Raw genomic sequence first — 18369 nt, 5'->3', positions numbered from 1 at the left:
CAAAAAGATATCTTATAACTTATAACTTATAATAAAATATTAAAATTACTTTTTTTAAAATTTAATAAGAAATAAATAAAATTAGAAAAATTGCTTATAACTTATAACTTATATTAACTTAATTAGAAAAATAAAATTTAGTTTTCTAAAATCTAATAAGAAAAACTAGCAAAATAAAAAAAATAAGTTATAACTAATAACTTATAATAGAAGGCTTATGAAAAAATAGTATTTTTTAGAATCTTAATAATAGCAATAAAATTAAAAGAAGAGTTATAACTTATAACTTATAATAAAGTGCCTTAAAAAAATAAAGATAATAATATAAAATTATTATCTATTGAAATTTCTTATATTGTTTCTTTTTTATAGGTTTTTTAGCTTTTCTCTTTTTATTTAAGGAAATTAAAACGCCAATAATTATAATTAAAACGATTATAATTATAATATCATACCATACATATACGGATATTGGAGTACTCTGTTTTAAAAGATTAAGTGAATATACATTTCCATCATTAGCTGTTAAGATTAGAGTATTTCCTATAATAACAGGAGAGCTTGTAATCTTTGAATTAAAGAGATAGTATCCTGGACCATAGGTCATATTCTCCTTACCTGAAAATTTATTTAATATATATAAAGATCCGTCATTAGATGTAAATGCTATAGTGTCATTATAAAATGCAGGTGTAGACTGTACTGAGCCACCTGTTTGATATGACCATTTGGTTTTTCCATCCCTTAAATCAAAACAGGTCATGTTTCCAGAATCATCTCCAACATAAATATTATTGTTATATTCGTCAATAGATGCTGAGGATACAACCTTATTGGCCATCTCTTCCTTCCATATCAGATTTCCATTACTTGTATTGATTACATAAAATGTATTATCTACAGAACCAATAGCTAATCTATCACCTTTAACAGCTGGGGAAGCAAGTACTGCATCACCAGTAGTGAAATTCCATTTTGAAGATCCGTCACTAGTTTTTAATGCATAAACTCCACCATTTGTAGAACCGAAATAAATGGTACCACTAGAAACGACAGGTGAAGATTTTAATTTACCACCTATTTCCTTATCCCATTTCTTATCTCCGTCTTTAATATCAAGAGAGTATACATGACCATTATCTTCAGTTACATAAACATTGTTTTTATCAACAACAGCTGATGATTCTATAGGTTTCGGATTAGAGAATGTCCATTTCAATGTTTTTGAAGAGGTATTAAAAGCATAGAAATTACCATTTAAATCTCCAACATATAGAATATCCCCTTTGATTACAGGACTTGTTGAAATGGAATTTGAGAATTTATAGGTCCAATTAACAGTACCATTTTTTAAATCAATAGAATGTAAAACTCCGTCATTTGATATTGCATATAAAGTATCATCTTTGACAATTGGTGTTGAGTTAGTGTTAGAGCCGAGATTGATAGTCCATAGATTATTTACAAAATCGCTAGGCTCATCTACATAACCAACATGATCTGGGGATTTTTGAAACATAGGCCAATCTGCACTACTTATAGGACTTAAAACCAATGATAATGATAAAAATATCAATAATACATAAAATAATTTCTTAGATTTAAACATAATATCACCAATTATACATCTCTATTAAATCTTTTAACTCCAATAAGGAAGAACAATAAAGTGAATCCTAATAATATTAAAATATCCAACCATACTGAAGATAAAGGACGTCCTTGAATCATAACAGCCCTCATAGCATCATTTAAATAAGTTAGCGGAAATATATATGCAATTTTCTGGAATATCCAAGGCATAGTTTCTATAGGATAGAATACTCCTGACACAAACATCATCGGCATTGAAAACGGCATTACCATTTGGGAATAATCTTCCTGGGTCTGTGCCCTTGCAGATAAAGCCACTCCAAAACCAACAAAACATAACGCTCCTATGAAGAGTAATAACAATGTTTGTAATATACCTCCTTTAATAGTAATACTAAAGAGAATAATAGCCGCAACCAATAAAACAATTGCCCTCATCATTTCCACTGATAACTTGGCTAAAATCTTACCACCTATAACTGTAGCAACAGATGTAGGAGTCATGAATAATCTAGCCAATTCTCCGGTTTCACGTTCTCCAGCAATGGCTGCACCCATACCCATCATACAACTCATCATGACAGTCATAGCTAGAACTGCAGGAACTAAAAAGTCAATATATTTAATATCACCATATATCTTATTAATTTGAATACTAATTGAGGATTTAGCACTGTTTATCTGTGAGGATACCGGATTAGTATTTGTTGAATTCTGTACCTCTAAGTTTGAGTTAGAGGATTGAAGTTCATTAATAGATATCTGGTTAAATATTTGCTGTGAACTTGGAATTAAAACCTGTGATGCCATTTGATCTGAGGAATCCAAATACAATGTGGCCGTCTTCTGAGTCGTGTCATTATCATCATAATTTGAAGGCAGTATAATAGCCGCTTTAACCTTACCACTATCCACCATTGCCTTTCCATCATCTACATTGTCTATAATATCAACAACAGAAAAGGCATCATTGGCTTTTATATCTGTTAAAGTCTGGTCAGTTAGATGACCGTCAGATTGAGAAACAACTACAACAGGTAAGTTTGTCAAGTCTCCACCCATACCATATCCAAATAATAGAATCATGATTATTGGAAATATGATAATAGCCACTAATCTGGAGGGATGTCTTTTAAGACTTAACCACTCTTTTTTAATCATCCAATATAATTTTCTATATTCTAAATCCATAGTATCAAGCCCTTGGTCCCAATTCAACTTCGGAAGTAGTTTTCATAAATACATCCTCAAGTGAAGGTTCCTCTGTAGAAATTGAACTGACTTTAGCCTTGTTTTTAACCAAAGTTTTAAGAACAGATCGAACAGCCTTATCCTCAAATTTATCTATTTCAAGGATTATTCTACCTGAATCATTTACCTCAACACTATGAACATATTTATTTGCTCTTAAAGTTTTTAATAGATCCTGATTTAAATCGTCCACTAAAAACGACATTTCCCTATACTTAAATAATGAATCTTGTTGAATCTTTAAAGCTTCACTATTTTCTATTTCCCTATCAGATTTACTAGATTTGTCATCTGTATTATTTTCATCTTGAATAAGTGCCAATGTATCTTTTAAAGATTCATATTCCTCTCTTTGACGACGAATAAGAGTATCTTTTAATCCTGTAGGTGAATCATAAGCCACTAGATTTCCAGTACTTATAATTCCAACATTATCACATAACATATCCACCTCATGCATATCATGGGAACATAGGATAATTGTATGACCATCGTCATTTAATTCCTCAATAAGATTCCATAATATACGTTTGGTAGTGGGATCTAAACCAATGGTTGGTTCATCTAAAAACAATATTTCTGGTCTATGAACTAAACTAGCAACTAATGATGCTTTTTGTTTTTGACCACCTGACATTTTACCTATCAATTTATCCTTAGCATAAGAAATATCAACAAGTTCCATTAATTCGTTAATACGATCTTCTTTTTCATCTACTGGAACCCCATAGTAATCCGCACATAATTCTGCATTTTCCCAAACTGTTAAGTCTTTATAGAGACTTACTTGTTGAGGGACCATTCCTAATAATTCCCGAACCTCATTCGGGTTTTCTAATATATCATATCCCCCTACCTTCGCAGTTCCAGAGGTAGGTATAGTAAGACAGGTAAGCATTTTAATGGTAGTGGTTTTACCTGCACCATTAGGACCTAACATACCAAAGATAGTTTTATTAGGTATATGAAGATTTAATGAATTAACAGCAGTGAAATCCTTATATCTCTTAGTTAAATCATAAGTTTCAATAATATTTTTCATTTAAACACCTTTATTTTCCATTTGAACCTTTGAATATATCTTGGAAAAATTCTTGCCATAAAGGATTCTTTATAGAGTATACATATTGAATTTTCTTTGAGATATCTTCTAAAATCAATTCACCTCTATTAGTTAAATGATAAACTTTAATATTCTTAGAAGATTGGACTTTCCATTCCCCTTCAATTATCTTATATTCTTCCATATCAGACAAGATGGGATAGATCTTACTAGAACTGACTTTCTTTACAAAACCACATTCTATTTGAGGAGAGAAAAATTCATTTAATCTTTTCATTAAAGCATAACCATGGAGATCTTCCTTAGATAAAAACCATAAAATCAATAAATGGGTAAAACCATTGACAATTGTCTTGTTTTCCTTATTCATTATATGATTAACATACTCAGTATCTGAAAAATCATTATCAATCTCATCAGACAAAGAAATACCTCCTATATATAAAAACAATATATGTATTTTTTTGACATATATTAAAAATTGATATGTTATAATAGTATATAAACCTATCTTAAAAATGAAAGATTTTAATTATATAAAATAATACTATTATATATGATAAAAAAAAGTTTATATGATAACTATAGTATAGATTTCAAGGAAAACTACAAAACAGAAGAGGATTCATACTATTTTATCTTTTATAATAGGGAATTATACTTAAATGAAAAGAATGAACTTCCTTTAATCAACGAAGAGGAACTAAATAAGAAATTTAACGTGAATTTCTCATTATATATTGGAACTTTTAAGAATAAGCCAGCATTTGTTGTAGATATTGTAGAAAGTAGCGAGAAATTTTACAACTTAACAGACGTATTTCCAATAGACGATGAACTTTTTTTAATAGGTGGAAGGGCAGTACAAATCTTGGATTGGTATAAGAATCACCAATATTGTGGAGTATGCGGAACACATAATGTTATGGATGATGATCTAATGATGCTCAAATGTCCAGAATGTGGCCATATAAACTTTACAAGAATAGCACCTGCAATAATTGTAGCCATTAGAAAAGACGATAAACTCCTGATGGCATATCATAGCTACTACAAAATAAAACAATATACAATACTTGCAGGTTTTGTAGAGGCTGGAGAAACACTTGAGGAAGCAGTACACAGGGAAGTTAAAGAGGAGGTAGGCATCAATATCAAGAATGTCAAATACTTTGCAAGCCAATCATGGCCATTTCCAAATTCCCTAATGGTAGGTTTTACAGCTGAATATGATAGCGGGGAGATAAAAGTAGATAATTTTGAGATTTTAAAGGCAAGATGGTTTAGTAAAGATGAGATTGAAAGAAGATCAAATATAAGCATATCCTCATGGCTAATAGATGACTTTTTAGATAGTTAGCAATTAATCTATTATTTAATAGAACAAAATGATATTATAAAATTAGAAAAAAGGTAATAAACATGAAATTAGGTTTTTCCACATTGTCACTCTTTTTAAAACCATTGGATGAAATACTAGACACAGCTAAAAGAGACGGATTCGAGGTAATTGAGATATTATCCGAAGGTCCATATGCGGCATACAATATAGAAAAAAATGATGAAATCATCAAAATCAGCGATAAAGGTAATATTGAAATAAACATTCATGGACCAACAGTGGATTTAAATCTTGCAAGTATCAATGAGGGCATAAGAAGGGAATCAGTAAAACAAACAATAGAAACAATCGATATGGCAAATAAGATTGGTGCGAATGCCATAACAGTTCATCCTGGAAAGATAGGAAGAAAGGACGATAAACTTAGAAAGTATGCACTGGATCTTGCAGTGGAATCCATTGGCCAATGTGTTGACTATGGAAAGGAACATGGCAATATAAAAATCTCTGTAGAAAATCTACCTGAAAGATACAGCTTTCTTGGAAATAAAGTTGAGGAAATCGAATACATTCAAGAAAACACAGACTCAAAAATAACAATAGATACAGGACATGCCAATACATGTAAGGACTGCCAGGAGTTTTTTAAACTAAAAAACATTGAATATTTCCATATAAACGATAACAATAAAATAAAAGACCAGCATCTAATACTAGGTGAAGGCACATTAGATTTGAACCTGTTAAAATATATTGATAAGGGAATTATAGAATTAAATACCTATGAGAAGGTTTTAAAAACACAGGAATTAATTAAGAGTCTAGGATATTAAAGTATACAATATATGAAAGTGCTTTATAGCATATCATAAGCAAAATGATAGTATATTGAATAATATTTAAAAATTGAAAAAGAGCAATTTACATATTATAGATTCAAAATTTTAAAAAAAGAGTAGAATTTAAAATAATATACTTACGAAATCTACAAATTACTAATTTTAAAGGTAAATTCAATCTAATGTAATATATTCAACAATTCGATTAAATCATCAACAATATAATCCGAGGATGAGATTAATTGATCTGATTCTATTAGGGATTGTGCAATAGTTAAAATAGCCAAATCTGATTCCTGAAATGCATAATAATCATTTTGTCCGTCACCAACCATTACAACCTTATCATAATCCTTTCTTAAGGACTTTACAATATCCCTTTTTCCAAGAGGTGTGGCAGTTGGAAAGCCATGAGAAGGGTCAATGTCTAAAAACTCGGTTAAGGTTTGGATTGCATCACTTCTATCTCCAGATGCAATGAAAATGTCATAACCCCTATTTTTCAATTGATTAACTGTAAAGATTGCATTGTTAAAGAATCTACCTGCTGTTGTAATAGTGTAAGCTATATTCCTATTTTTACAATCTAGTATTAATGCAGTGCCGTTACATATCTCCATATTTGGAACTTGTTTTTTTAGAATAGAAAAACCCTCAGTTATATCAGATATAACTGCATCGTCATTATTAATTATGGACAATATCTCGTCATGTGAAAGTCGTCTAGTGGAATAGCTTACAGTAAATTGGATATGATAATCATTAATTAAATCTGATATTAGGGTATCGGAATCTAGCTTAGATAAACATCCAGTATTAAACTGTAGAATAGCTAAGGCTCCATAATCCAAATTATCAATCAAACTCAATGAATTAATGTCTGTAATAAATTCTCCTGTATTCAAATCTTTGATAATCCTATATCTTTCAATTAAAGTACCTGAATTATCAAAGACAATTGCTTTGCTCCTCATAAAAATCATTTAAAAAAAATAATTATTATATAATATATTTTAATTCTATAAAAAAATTAAGATTTGAAACGGCACACTAAATCAATAGGTTTTAACTTTTAAGTTATAAGTTATAAAATATAACTAATAATTTTTAACTTATAATTAAAACTAAAATATCCTTGTCTGATAAAAGATTAGAAAAGAATTTAATTACTGAAAATATTTTAATATAGAAAATTTTTTAATAAATAGAGTACAATAATTTAATAGGTAATATGTATGAAGTCTAGAACCTATAAAATATTAATGATAACTGCAATATTAGTGGTATGTGTTGGACTATTGACAACAGTATCTGCTAAATATGTTGGAACAGGATTTAGCCATGATATTCCAGATGACAAATACGATGGAATGACTGCTAGTGAAATATTAAACAAGTATAACGACACCACCTGCCATGTGGAAGAAACGGCAGTATGTACAAAAGTGGTCGATGGTGATACGATTTATTTAGACAATGGGGAAAAAATAAGATTTGCCGATGTAAACGCCCCTGAAAGAGGAGTCAAAGGTTATAATGCCTCCAAAAATTTTGTAAAAAAATTATGCCTTGATAAGGAAGTCTCACTGGATATTGATGATGAACAGCCACATGACAAATATGGAAGAACAGTTGCAGTTGTAATCGTTGATAATAAAAACCTTAATGAAATGATGCTTAAAGAGGGACTTGTTGAAGTAGATCAGTTCCCAAGTGAATTCAATGCATACGATTGGTTATAATTAAAATTAATTTCCAATCACACTATTTTTTAAACTTTATTATTTTTTTATAAATAAACAAAGACAAGACAACTATTTTTTAATATAAATATTATTATTTATGAAAAATGATAATCGGAAAGGATAAATAATCCCTTAAAATCAAGGTCCACATTTTTCAATATAAAAACAAGAGAATTATTAAATATTTTTTAAAATTGTAATTGTGAAAATGTGAATAATTAATAAAATATTTAAATCTAAATAAATAAAAACAATATTATTATTGAAATAATTATTTTTTATAATTATCCTTATTAAAAATTAATTTTTAACTTAATTATATTAGGTGTTTTAATGAATGTATTAGAAAAAGCTAATGCTATAAAAAACGGAGAATTAACAGCATTAGAAAATGTTAATAATTATATTAAAGTAATCGATGAGAAAAATCCATCAATTAATGCTTTTATAGAAATCAATAAAGAGAATGCTATAAACAAAGCTAAAGAAATTGATGAAAAAATATCTAATGGTGAAGAAGTAGGACAATTAGCAGGTATTGTTTTTGGTATAAAGGCAAACATAAATGTAGAGGATTACACAATCTCAGCTGCAAGTAAAACATTAGAGGATTATATAGGAAGTTATGATGCGACTGTTATTAAAAGGATTAAAGCTGAAGACGGAATTATTATTGGAATAAACAATATGGATGAGTTTGCAGCAGGAAGTTCTACAGAAACATCATACTATGGAGTATGTAACAATCCGGCAGCACCTGGAAGAATCACCGGTGGTTCATCTGGTGGAGGTGCAGCTTCAATTGCAGCAGGCATGTGTGATATTGCACTTGGTTCAGATACCGGAGGATCTATCAGAAACCCATCTTCACACTGTGGTGTTGAAGGATTTAAACCTACCTATGGTCTTGTATCTAGACAGGGTCTACTTGACTTATCAATGAGTCTTGACCAGATAGGACCTATTTCAAGTGATGTTACAGGACTCACCCTTGCACTTGACACAATTGCAGGATATGATCCGGAGGAATGTACAACCCTAAACAATGAATTACCAAACTTCACTGAAATAGCTGTAAACACCAAAGATATGGAACTTCCACTTAAAGGTATGAAAATAGCTAAGGTTAAGGAATTTACAGAGGTTACCGATGATAAAATCAATGAGGTAGTGGATAAGGCTATTGACAAACTTGTATCTCTAGGTGCAGAGCTTGTAGAATTAAACTTTGACTATATTGACATCTGTCTTCCAACCTATTACTTAATCAACTATGTTGAATTCTTCTCAGCTACAAGAAAATATGATGGAAGGGAATATGCTTCAAGAATTGAAGAAACCTGTGGTGAAGAGGTACTTAGAAGAATTGAAATCGGATCATATATCTCACAACAAGAATATAGTGGTAAATTCTATAAGAAGGCTTTACAAGCAAGGTCACTTATTAGAAACCAAATCAACGAAATGTTGGAAGATGTTGATTTAATAGTCGGTCCTACTGTTCCAAAGCTTCCACATAAAATTGGTACCAAGTTAGAACCAATGGAAATGTATGCATACGATGTTTTAACTGTAATAGCTAATCTTGCAGGTATTCCAGCAGCAAGTATTAAAGCTGGAGAGGTTGAGGGCATTCCTGTAGGTCTACAATTACAGGCTAAACCAGAAGATGATGAAAAAATAATTCAAGCAATCTCCGCTTTTGAATTATAAATATTCTATTTATTTTTTTTATTTCTAAAACTACTTTTTTTATTACTATTTTTGCTTTAAAGACAAAGAAACAATCAAGCAGATTTTATTTGAATCTATAATGGAACCTGTACCAACCCTATTTTTTAAAAATATTTAAATATTACTAAGGATTTATATTTAATAAATTTTAATTCTATATTACTAATTTTAAAAAAAATAAAGGGTTTAACTATGTCTGATATAAAAGTTAGTGTAATATTGTCTGTTTATAATGGAGAGAAATATCTAAAAGAGGCCATTGAAAGTATCTTAAATCAGAGCTTTAAAGAAATCGAGATAATTCTTGTAGACGACGGATCTACAGACTCCAGTCTGGACATTCTAAAGGAATATGAAAAGAAAGACAACAGAATCACAATTATAAATAACGAAGAGAATATTGGACTTGGCTCAAGTAGAAACAAAGCATTGAAAATAGCTAAAGGAGAATATATCACCTTTGTTGACAGCGATGATTGGATTGTAGAAGATTGTATTAAAGAGGCATATACCGAGGCAAAAGAAAACAACACCGATATTACAATGTTTCAGATGACCAACTACAATAATGATACTCGAGAATATCATGAGAATGATTGGTCCAATCTAAATCAGCTAGATGACAGTTTTTACAATTGCGTTTTTGATAGCAGCCATACTAGGGATTTCCTATTTAAGCTACCTGTCAGCGCATGTCAGAAGATCTATAGAAGGAAATTTCTAGAGAACATTAATGCTAAGTTTCCAGATAGGATATATTTTGAGGACAATCCATTCTTCTATTATGTGTGGCTTAAAGCTGAAAGGATTTCACTAATCAAAAAACACCTATATGTAAGAAGGGTTCACTCTGATTCCATTACAGGTAACTGTGATAGGAAATTCTTTGACATCATACCTAGTGGTGTGATTTTATTTGACATGTTTGTTAAAAACGGTTACTATGAGGCCTATAAAAAGGACCTGATAGACTATAGAATAGACGCATTTAGATTAACAATGAAATGTTTGAGTTGTGACTTAAAAGAAGATTTTTACACCCTATCAAAAAAAGAATTCAATAAGATTTCAAAGAGCCAATACAAAGATGATTTTCTAGAATATATGAGTAGTAAGAACAAGACCATCTTCACAGATATACTTAATACAGAAAACTTTCAAGCATTTAATGAGATATGGCCACCTAGTAAACTAAAAAAAGAGTAGATATCACAAAGAATATAATAATCTAGTTTATATTTTAGATAATTTCTAACTCTTATATTAAAGTAATAAGGGTTTTATTCCAAGACAAATAAATTAAATTAAAACCTTTAAATAAAGTTTAGAATACATATAAATTGAAAAAATTGCCAATTGCTTGTTTTTTTATTAGATAAATCCATAACCATTATTTTTAAGTTTGAACTATTTTTAATATTATTTATAAATTCATTGAATAGTTAAAAATTAATTAACTAAACAGCTAATTTTATATGAAATATTTAATTATTTTTTAGTAAAATCAAAGATTATATGATAGATTTTATAGATTAAATAAATGTAAACTAATTTATCAAGGAAAAAAATAGTAAGTGATAGAATGAAAATAGGCCTTACATATGTTAAGGGAGCTGTTCCAGGATATGAAAATTTCGGGCATCTTCCAACAGACTTAGTTAAATCAAATGGATTGGTTAATGGAAACAAAGCACATGAAGAATTAGACGCATTAATTATTCCAGGAGGAACCATAGTAGAGTCTGAGTCCATCAAAAGAGATAGTGATTTAGCTAAAGAGATATATTCTATGAACAAGGAAGGAAAACCTATAGTGGGAATATGTTCTGGTTTTCAACTATTAGCGAATCAGACAGATGTAGGCAGAAAATCACCGATACCAATAATTAAAGAGGGACTGGGACTGTTAGATGTTGACTTTTCACCATTAATATCTACAGACCAGGTTGAAGGTGAGATTGTAGGAGACTCATTCCTAACTAGAAATATAGAGGGACCAGTGACAGGTTTTCACTGCCACACATATGGGGACATTAAAGGTGAGGCTAAACCCCTAATCTATTCAGAGTTAAAAAAAATCAATTATGGAAACAAGAGGGAAAAACACCTGTCAGGTGTAGTAAGTGACAATGGAAATATAGTTGGAACCGTAATACATAGAATCTTTGATAACAATCCCCAGGTTGTGGAGAATTTCCTTCAATTTATAGATGCAGATGAGGATGATAGAACATCAATACTTGAAAGAAATAGGGAATGTGTGAGGAATATCAATAGAGAGATTGGTATCGACACCAATGTGGAAATCAGAATACCTGGTAAAAACTGCCTTACAAAAGATCTCAAAAAACAGGAAGGCAAATTGCCTACCTGCCTTATAATTGGAAGTACAGGTTCCGACAGTGGTAAAACATTTATGACCACAGGTCTTGCAGGAATACTAAGAGAAAAAGGCCTTAACGTTGGACTTATAAAGATTGGTCCGGATATAAGAGACATAGTACCAGGTCTATACCTTACCAATGGATATATGGAGGACTATGGCTCAATAAAAATATCAAATCTCGGCTGGTGTCAACTTCCAGACGTATTGGAATCCCTTAAAAATTCCAACTATGACGTGGTATTGATTGAAGGTGTGATGAGTGTATTTACAGGGATGTTAAATAGAAAAATACCTTACTCCGGTGCTGAGATAGCTAGAGCCGGAAATATTCCTATGATACTTACAACCGGTGTAAACAAAGGTGGAATTGAGTCTGCAGCAATCGATATAACCGCACATGCTAAAAAACTAAAGGACTTTGGTATAAACATCAAAGGAATTGTATTAAACAAGGTATATGACATGGACATATTCGAAAGCGTAAAAGGATACATACAATCCGAGACAGGAATAGAAGACGTGATAGCAATACCAAAGGTAAAACTAGAGGAAAGAGGCGCAACACCTGAGGTTGAAATCAAATTTGAGGATTTCGCAATCAAGGCATATGAAACCATGAATGAAAACTTTGATATAAATCTAATCAGATATATTGAGGAAAAACCTTCATTTGACAGATACCTGGATTATGATGAGATTCTAGACATCTATAACAAATAGGGAATATTAAGAATTCTAAAAAAATGTCATTCAAGTGGTGTATTTCAAGTGTAAAAATAGAATTAATGTTTGGTTAAGATTCGATTATAGATTGGAAATTAATTTAATTTTAAAACAAACCAATCTAAAAACTAAATATAATTTTTACACTTGAAACTATAAACTAAAAAAAATAAAATAAAAAAAATTAAAAAAATAGGGAATATAAAAATTAATTCTAAATGAAAATCTCATTCTATAGACTTAAAAAAACTTATAGACTAAAATAATAGAAACATTTTAAAAAAAAAGCATACTAAAAGAAAATCTAATATACAGATTTAAAACCTGACTTTAAAAATAGAAAAACAATTATAAAAGGTAAAGTTAAATTAGATATCAATTTCAAGTGTAACTTTATCTCCATCATTAAGATTTAACTTATCCCTTAATTTATCACGAGCAATAAACTCAAGGTAATTCTCTTCATGAGTGGTTTTATCTGGAAAAACAATGGCCCCGGTTATGGTATCTTCCAAAATAGCTTTAATATATTTAACACCACCAAAACCTTGATCAGATACAATAACATTAGGACAATTATTCTTCATAACAGCAATATTATCTAGATCTTTCTCGGGAACGATAATATTCAATGTACCTGGAAATGGAACAAAACCACATTTTTCCTCAAATTGATTTTTATAGAAATCTTGTCCTAAAAAATAGGCAGCCTTACCTAAACCAGTAGTAACAGTACCTTCTAATATCATAATAAACCTCATAAAACAATTAAAAAAAATCTTTTTATATAAAAATAAATAGTAATTAACAATAATAATTTTAAGTGAATTATATTTAAATATAACTATTATTATAAAAAAGACATTGAAAAAACACAATTAAGAAATAGAATTAATGGAAGTACTAAATCCATATTATAAAATATTTTAAAAAAATTAATTTTCAAATAAATCTAGGATAGAATCATAACATTTTATAACTAATAAAAATAAATATTTAAAGGAATAAAGAATCTTGCTATTCTCAGGGCGGAGTGAAATTCTCCACTGGTGGTAATTTAAAATAGGTTAAAAAGTCCACGAGCACCATGAAGTGTTGATTTGGTGAAAGTCCAAAACCAACGGTTAAAGTCCGGATGAAAGAGAATTTAGAAAGTAAATATATAAATCTATAGAATTATTTTTTTATATATTGGCATTTATTAATCTTTTTTTGCCCTGATTCTAGTATTAATCTAGAAACTTTATAAAATATCAGGAGTTAATTACTATGAATCATGAAGAAATGTTAGAAGGAACATACATAGATCGTATTAATAAAGCAATAGAATATCTAAAAGCTGGAAAAGGAATTATAGTTACCGATGATGAAGACCGTGAAAATGAGGGGGACATGTTCTTTTCAGCTGAAAATCTAACAAATGAACAAATGGCATTGCTCATCAGGGAAGGTAGTGGAATAGTATGTCTATGCCTACCAGAAAGTAAAGCCGATGAATTGGATTTACCTTTAATGGTGGAAAACAATACAAGTACATATGGTACAGGTTTTACAATATCCATTGAAGCGGCAGAAGGTGTAACAACCGGAGTTTCAGCAGCAGATAGGGTAACAACAGTTAAAGCTGCAACCAAAGACGGTGCAAAACCAAGTGATTTACATCATCCAGGACATGTATTCCCACTTAGAGCTAAAAACGGTGGAGTATTAGAACGTGACGGACATACAGAGGCTAATGTTGAAATAATGAAATTAGCTGGTCTTAAACCATATGGTGTCCTATGTGAAATCACCAAAGAAGATGGTACAATGGCAAGAATGCCAGATATAATCAAATTCTCTAAAGAAAGGGATATGCCAATTTTAACCATCGAGGATATTAAAGAATACCTAACCAAAGATAGTTAATTAAACTATTACTTTAAAGTTCAACTTATTAAGTCAAATAAAAAACAATTTGACTGTTTTAAAATCAATGATAGATTTAATTTATAAAATCAAATAGAGGAAACTAATATGGAAAGTGAAATAATCCAATCTGATGTATTGATTGTAGGATCTGGGGGAGCAGGTGCAAGGGCTGCTATTGAAGTATCAAAGGCAGGTAAAAAACCAATCATTGTCTCCAAAGGTCTTTCATTTAGATCCGGATGTACTGGAATGGCTGAAGGAGGATATAATGCTGCATTTGGATTTGTAGACTCCGATGATAGTAAAAAAGCACATTTTAAAGATACATTAAAAGGTGGAAGCTATCTAAATGATAGTAGATTAGTGAATGTATTAGTGGACGAGGCACCTGACAGACTAGTGGATCTAGAAAACTATGGTGCACTATTTGATAGACAGGAAAATGGAAAACTAAATCAGAGACCGTTTGGTGGACAGACATACAGAAGAACATGTTTTGCAGGAGACAGAACGGGACATGAAATCATTACAGCACTTAAGGAAGAGGTTATTAAGAGGGACATTGAAACCATTGATGAGGTAATGATTACAAAATTAATCTTAAACAATGATGATTTCCCAAAGGTAATAGGTGCTGTAGGATTCAATCTTAAAGATTCAAGTACCATCTTCTTCCAGGCAAAAGAGGTTATTCTTGCAACAGGAGGATCAGGACAACTATATCCTATAACCTCCAATACCTTCCAGAAGAATGGAGACGGATATGCGCTTGCATGGGATGCCGGTGCAGATCTAGTTGATATGGAACAAATACAATTCCACCCAACAGGTATGATAAAACCTAAATCAAGGGCAGGTGTACTTGTAACCGAAGCCGTAAGAGGTGAAGGTGGAAAGTTGTTCAACAAGAACCATGAGAGATTTATGTTCAACTATGATGACAGAGGTGAACTTGCAACCCGTGATGTTGTTGCAAGGTCTATCTATAATGAAATCAGGGAAGGTAGAGGAACAGAGGACGGTGGAGTTTACCTTGATATAAGTCATCTTGATGATGATGTAATCGATGAAAAGCTCGAGACAATGGTGGAGCAATTTGCCGATGTAGGTGTGGACATTAAGAATGAGCCTATGGAGGTTGCACCAACCGCACACCATTGCATGGGCGGATTATTTATTGATGTCAATGGTAAATCCACAATTGAAGGTCTATATGCATGTGGAGAGGTTTCCGGTGGAGTTCATGGAGCAAACCGTTTAGGTGGAAATGCCCTTGCTGAGACACAGGTCTTTGGAAAACGTGCAGGTAAGGCTGCAAGTATTGCATCAGAGATAGAGGAATTCGAAAGAAACGATAAATCCGTCGAAGAAGAGGAACAGCGTATTAAAAATCTTATAAAAGACGGAGAATACAAACCTAGTGAAATTAAAAAGGAAATACAGACCATAATGTGGGAAAATGTATCCATCATAAGAAACGAAACACACCTACGTCTTGCACTTAAAAAGTTGCTTGACATCAAAAACAATAAGCTTAACAACATGAGAATATCCTCTGATAAGACCTATAATAAAGACTTGCAAGAGGGACTTGAGGTTATCAATATGTGTGAAGTTGCTATTCTAATAGTCAAGTTTGCAACTATAAGACGTGAAAGCCGAGGAGCACATTATAGGGAAGATTTCCCAGAAACCTATGATGGCTGGGATAAAAGTATTCTTATGGGAAAATCCAAGGTTAAGTTCCTAAAAAGAGATGGAAAATTTACTCTTGATGAGTAAATCCATTTTATCTTTATAACTAATTTTTCTATCCCATTAATATATTTAAAAAAAATAATCAATCCTTATAACTTAATTTTAACAATAATTAAAAAAATAAACTAATTTTCAAATACTAATTTAATCATATGGAATTTTCATAAAATAATTTTACACTTGAAATTGTACTTAAAATAAAAGATAAATAGTTAAAACAATTTTAAAAAATCTCAATATAAATAACTTAAAATAAAAAAAACTAATTATCAAAATTATAATCAAATGATTAAAAAATATAAAAATAATATATAGACATATAGATAGAAAAATAATAAATAAAAACATTAGTCCAATAAATATAAAATAAACAAAAACAGATATAATAAAATAGCTATTAAATAAATTAATATTAATTAAATTTATAACTATTTTATTTAAATGGAATAAAAATATTATTTATCCCATCCATTAAAAATATTAGAAAAAAACTATTCTAATAATAGATTAAATAAAATAACAATTGAATCTTATTCTTCACTATTTTCTTTAAGCTCAATCATCTCATTAATAGATTGTTTTGCATTTTCTAATATGGAAAGCTCGTCAAGGGTGTTTAGTTTTCTATTTTCCATCAATATTTGACCATTACAAATGGTTGTATCAACATTATCCCCGTTTGCAGAGTATACGATGTTTGCACATAATGAGTTTCCAAGAGGGGTGAAGTTAGGTCTATTTGTATCAACCAGTATGATGTCTGCTTTCTTGCCTTCCTCAATGGATCCGATATCCTTATCCAAACCTAAAGCCCTTGCACCATTTATAGTAGCTGCCGCAACTGTTTGCTCTGCAGATAAAACCTCGGGATCAAGTGTTGATACCTTCTGTAGAAGGGCAGCGAATTTCATCTCCTCAAACATGTCTAGATTATTATTACTTGAAGCACCGTCGGTACCGATGGATACACAGATACCGTTTTCCAAAAGTTTTGATACAGGTGCAATACCTGATGCAAGTTTCGCATTACTACATGGATTATGGGATACCTTGACATCGTTCTCCTTAATTAAACTGATTTCGTTATCTGATAACCATACACAGTGTGCCGCAACAACATCTGAGGATAAGAATCCTAAATCATCCAAGTATTCGAAAGGTCTCATGCCATTTAATTCAATGGAATCATTAATCTCTTTCTGGGTTTCATTCATATGTATATGAATTCCAACATTATACTTATTAGCCTCAGCCCTTACCCTCTTTATTAATTCTGGAGAGGTGGTATAGATTGAATGTGGTCCAAACATAGTGGTTATTCTACCGTCGGAGGTATTGTTATAGTTTTTAATTAGATCTATGTTTTCCCTAAACTCGTTTTCACGTTTTTCCCCATCTCCAAAATCAATCATACCATAGGATAGTACTGCCCTTATACCGGCCTTATCAATAGCCCTTGCAACATCACCCATATAGAAATACATGTCTGAGAAGGTGGTTGTTCCTGACTTTATCATCTCAAGAGCACCTAAAAGAGCACCGTTATAGGTATATTCACTGTTAAGATTAGCCTCCATAGGCCAGATATGATCATTTAACCAGGAATCCAACTCCAAATCATCTGCCAAACTTCTAAATAAAGTCATAGGTATATGACAATGAGTATTGATTAATCCAGGCATTACAATTTTACCGTCTGCATCAATGACCTTTTCTGCATTACCGTCTTCTATATCGTCTTCAATAAGATTGATTCTATCGTTTTCAATTAAAATGGAAGATTTACCATATTCGACTTCACCATTGGATTTAGGATTTAAAATAGTTCCATTTTTAATTAAGATATTATTTGTCTCCATCAAATCACCATAAAATAAAAATTGTTTCTACAATTAACAATTAAATAATTAAGATACATAATAAATTAAATTTTAAGTCAAGATAAAAATTAGAATAATAAACACGATAAAAATCTAACTTTAATACCTAATGACTTAAAAGAATTCAATTATAAAATTTTAGAT

The 18369-nt window shown here is 30.7% G+C and carries 15 protein-coding genes and 1 riboswitch; of the genes, 8 read left to right on the top strand and 7 right to left on the bottom strand.

Annotated features, from left to right (window positions below; genetic code table 11):
* Positions 1-337: 337 nt before the first annotated feature.
* The 4 genes from ABM4_RS00140 to ABM4_RS00125 are packed head-to-tail and all read right to left on the bottom strand — an operon-like array spanning position 338 to position 4331.
* Positions 338-1609: a PQQ-binding-like beta-propeller repeat protein gene (locus ABM4_RS00140; protein ID WP_016357655.1), complete on the bottom strand. Its 1272-nt coding sequence runs from the start codon at positions 1607-1609 to the stop codon at positions 338-340.
* Positions 1610-1620: 11 nt separating this feature from the next.
* A complete protein-coding gene (locus ABM4_RS00135; protein WP_016357654.1) occupies positions 1621-2784 on the bottom strand; it encodes an ABC transporter permease in 1164 nt (387 codons plus the stop codon).
* Between the two features lie 4 nt (positions 2785-2788).
* Positions 2789-3886, bottom strand: a complete 1098-nt coding sequence (locus ABM4_RS00130) for an ATP-binding cassette domain-containing protein (RefSeq protein ID WP_016357653.1) — start codon at positions 3884-3886, stop codon at positions 2789-2791.
* Positions 3887-3896: 10 nt separating this feature from the next.
* Entirely contained in the window at positions 3897-4331 is a 435-nt protein-coding gene (locus ABM4_RS00125) for a PadR family transcriptional regulator (RefSeq protein WP_016357652.1), read from the bottom strand.
* Between the two features lie 132 nt (positions 4332-4463).
* Between ABM4_RS00125 and nudC the strand changes: the two genes are divergently transcribed.
* Positions 4464-5267 carry an NAD(+) diphosphatase gene (nudC, locus tag ABM4_RS00120; RefSeq protein WP_016357651.1) on the top strand — a complete coding sequence of 268 codons (804 nt, stop codon included), beginning with the start codon at positions 4464-4466 and terminating at the stop codon, positions 5265-5267.
* Between the two features lie 62 nt (positions 5268-5329).
* On the top strand, positions 5330-6082 hold the full coding sequence (locus ABM4_RS00115) for a sugar phosphate isomerase/epimerase (RefSeq protein ID WP_016357650.1): 753 nt from the start codon (positions 5330-5332) through the stop codon (positions 6080-6082).
* A 185-nt stretch (positions 6083-6267) separates the two neighbouring features.
* Here ABM4_RS00115 and ABM4_RS00110 read toward each other — a convergent pair whose 3' ends face one another.
* Entirely contained in the window at positions 6268-7062 is a 795-nt protein-coding gene (locus tag ABM4_RS00110; RefSeq protein ID WP_016357649.1) for an HAD family hydrolase, read from the bottom strand.
* A 261-nt stretch (positions 7063-7323) separates the two neighbouring features.
* On the opposite strand from ABM4_RS00110, the gene ABM4_RS00105 reads away from it, so the two are divergent.
* From ABM4_RS00105 to ABM4_RS00090, 4 genes are all read left to right on the top strand, one after another.
* The gene (locus tag ABM4_RS00105) at positions 7324-7830 is read left to right on the top strand and encodes a thermonuclease family protein (protein ID WP_016357648.1); all 507 of its coding nucleotides are present in this window, start codon (positions 7324-7326) and stop codon (positions 7828-7830) included.
* 336 nt (positions 7831-8166) lie between these two features.
* Positions 8167-9546, top strand: a complete 1380-nt coding sequence (gatA, locus tag ABM4_RS00100) for an Asp-tRNA(Asn)/Glu-tRNA(Gln) amidotransferase subunit GatA (RefSeq protein ID WP_016357647.1) — start codon at positions 8167-8169, stop codon at positions 9544-9546.
* A gap of 213 nt (positions 9547-9759) precedes the next feature.
* Entirely contained in the window at positions 9760-10773 is a 1014-nt protein-coding gene (locus ABM4_RS00095; protein WP_016357646.1) for a glycosyltransferase family 2 protein, read from the top strand.
* A gap of 376 nt (positions 10774-11149) precedes the next feature.
* A complete protein-coding gene (locus ABM4_RS00090; RefSeq protein ID WP_016357645.1) occupies positions 11150-12673 on the top strand; it encodes an AAA family ATPase in 1524 nt (507 codons plus the stop codon).
* Between the two features lie 371 nt (positions 12674-13044).
* On the opposite strand, the gene ABM4_RS00085 is transcribed toward ABM4_RS00090, so the two are convergent.
* Positions 13045-13425, bottom strand: coding sequence for a DUF120 domain-containing protein (locus tag ABM4_RS00085; RefSeq protein ID WP_016357644.1), 381 nt, complete (start codon positions 13423-13425; stop codon positions 13045-13047).
* A gap of 266 nt (positions 13426-13691) precedes the next feature.
* Positions 13692-13827: riboswitch (FMN riboswitch) on the top strand.
* Between the two features lie 118 nt (positions 13828-13945).
* Between ABM4_RS00085 and ribB the strand changes: the two genes are divergently transcribed.
* Both ribB and tfrA read left to right on the top strand, forming a co-directional pair.
* On the top strand, positions 13946-14584 hold the full coding sequence (ribB, locus tag ABM4_RS00080; RefSeq protein ID WP_016357643.1) for a 3,4-dihydroxy-2-butanone-4-phosphate synthase: 639 nt from the start codon (positions 13946-13948) through the stop codon (positions 14582-14584).
* 108 nt (positions 14585-14692) lie between these two features.
* Positions 14693-16369, top strand: coding sequence for a fumarate reductase (CoM/CoB) subunit TfrA (gene tfrA / locus ABM4_RS00075; RefSeq protein WP_016357642.1), 1677 nt, complete (start codon positions 14693-14695; stop codon positions 16367-16369).
* A gap of 506 nt (positions 16370-16875) precedes the next feature.
* Here tfrA and ABM4_RS00070 read toward each other — a convergent pair.
* Positions 16876-18204: an amidohydrolase gene (locus tag ABM4_RS00070; RefSeq protein ID WP_016357641.1), complete on the bottom strand. Its 1329-nt coding sequence runs from the start codon at positions 18202-18204 to the stop codon at positions 16876-16878.
* Positions 18205-18369 lie beyond the last annotated feature (165 nt).

This window comes from Methanobrevibacter sp. AbM4 (assembly GCF_000404165.1).
GTDB classification, from domain to species: Archaea; Methanobacteriota; Methanobacteria; order Methanobacteriales; family Methanobacteriaceae; genus Methanarmilla; species Methanarmilla boviskoreani.
Note: the sequence above shows the minus strand (reverse complement) of the source record. Positions and strands in the feature narration are given on the sequence as shown.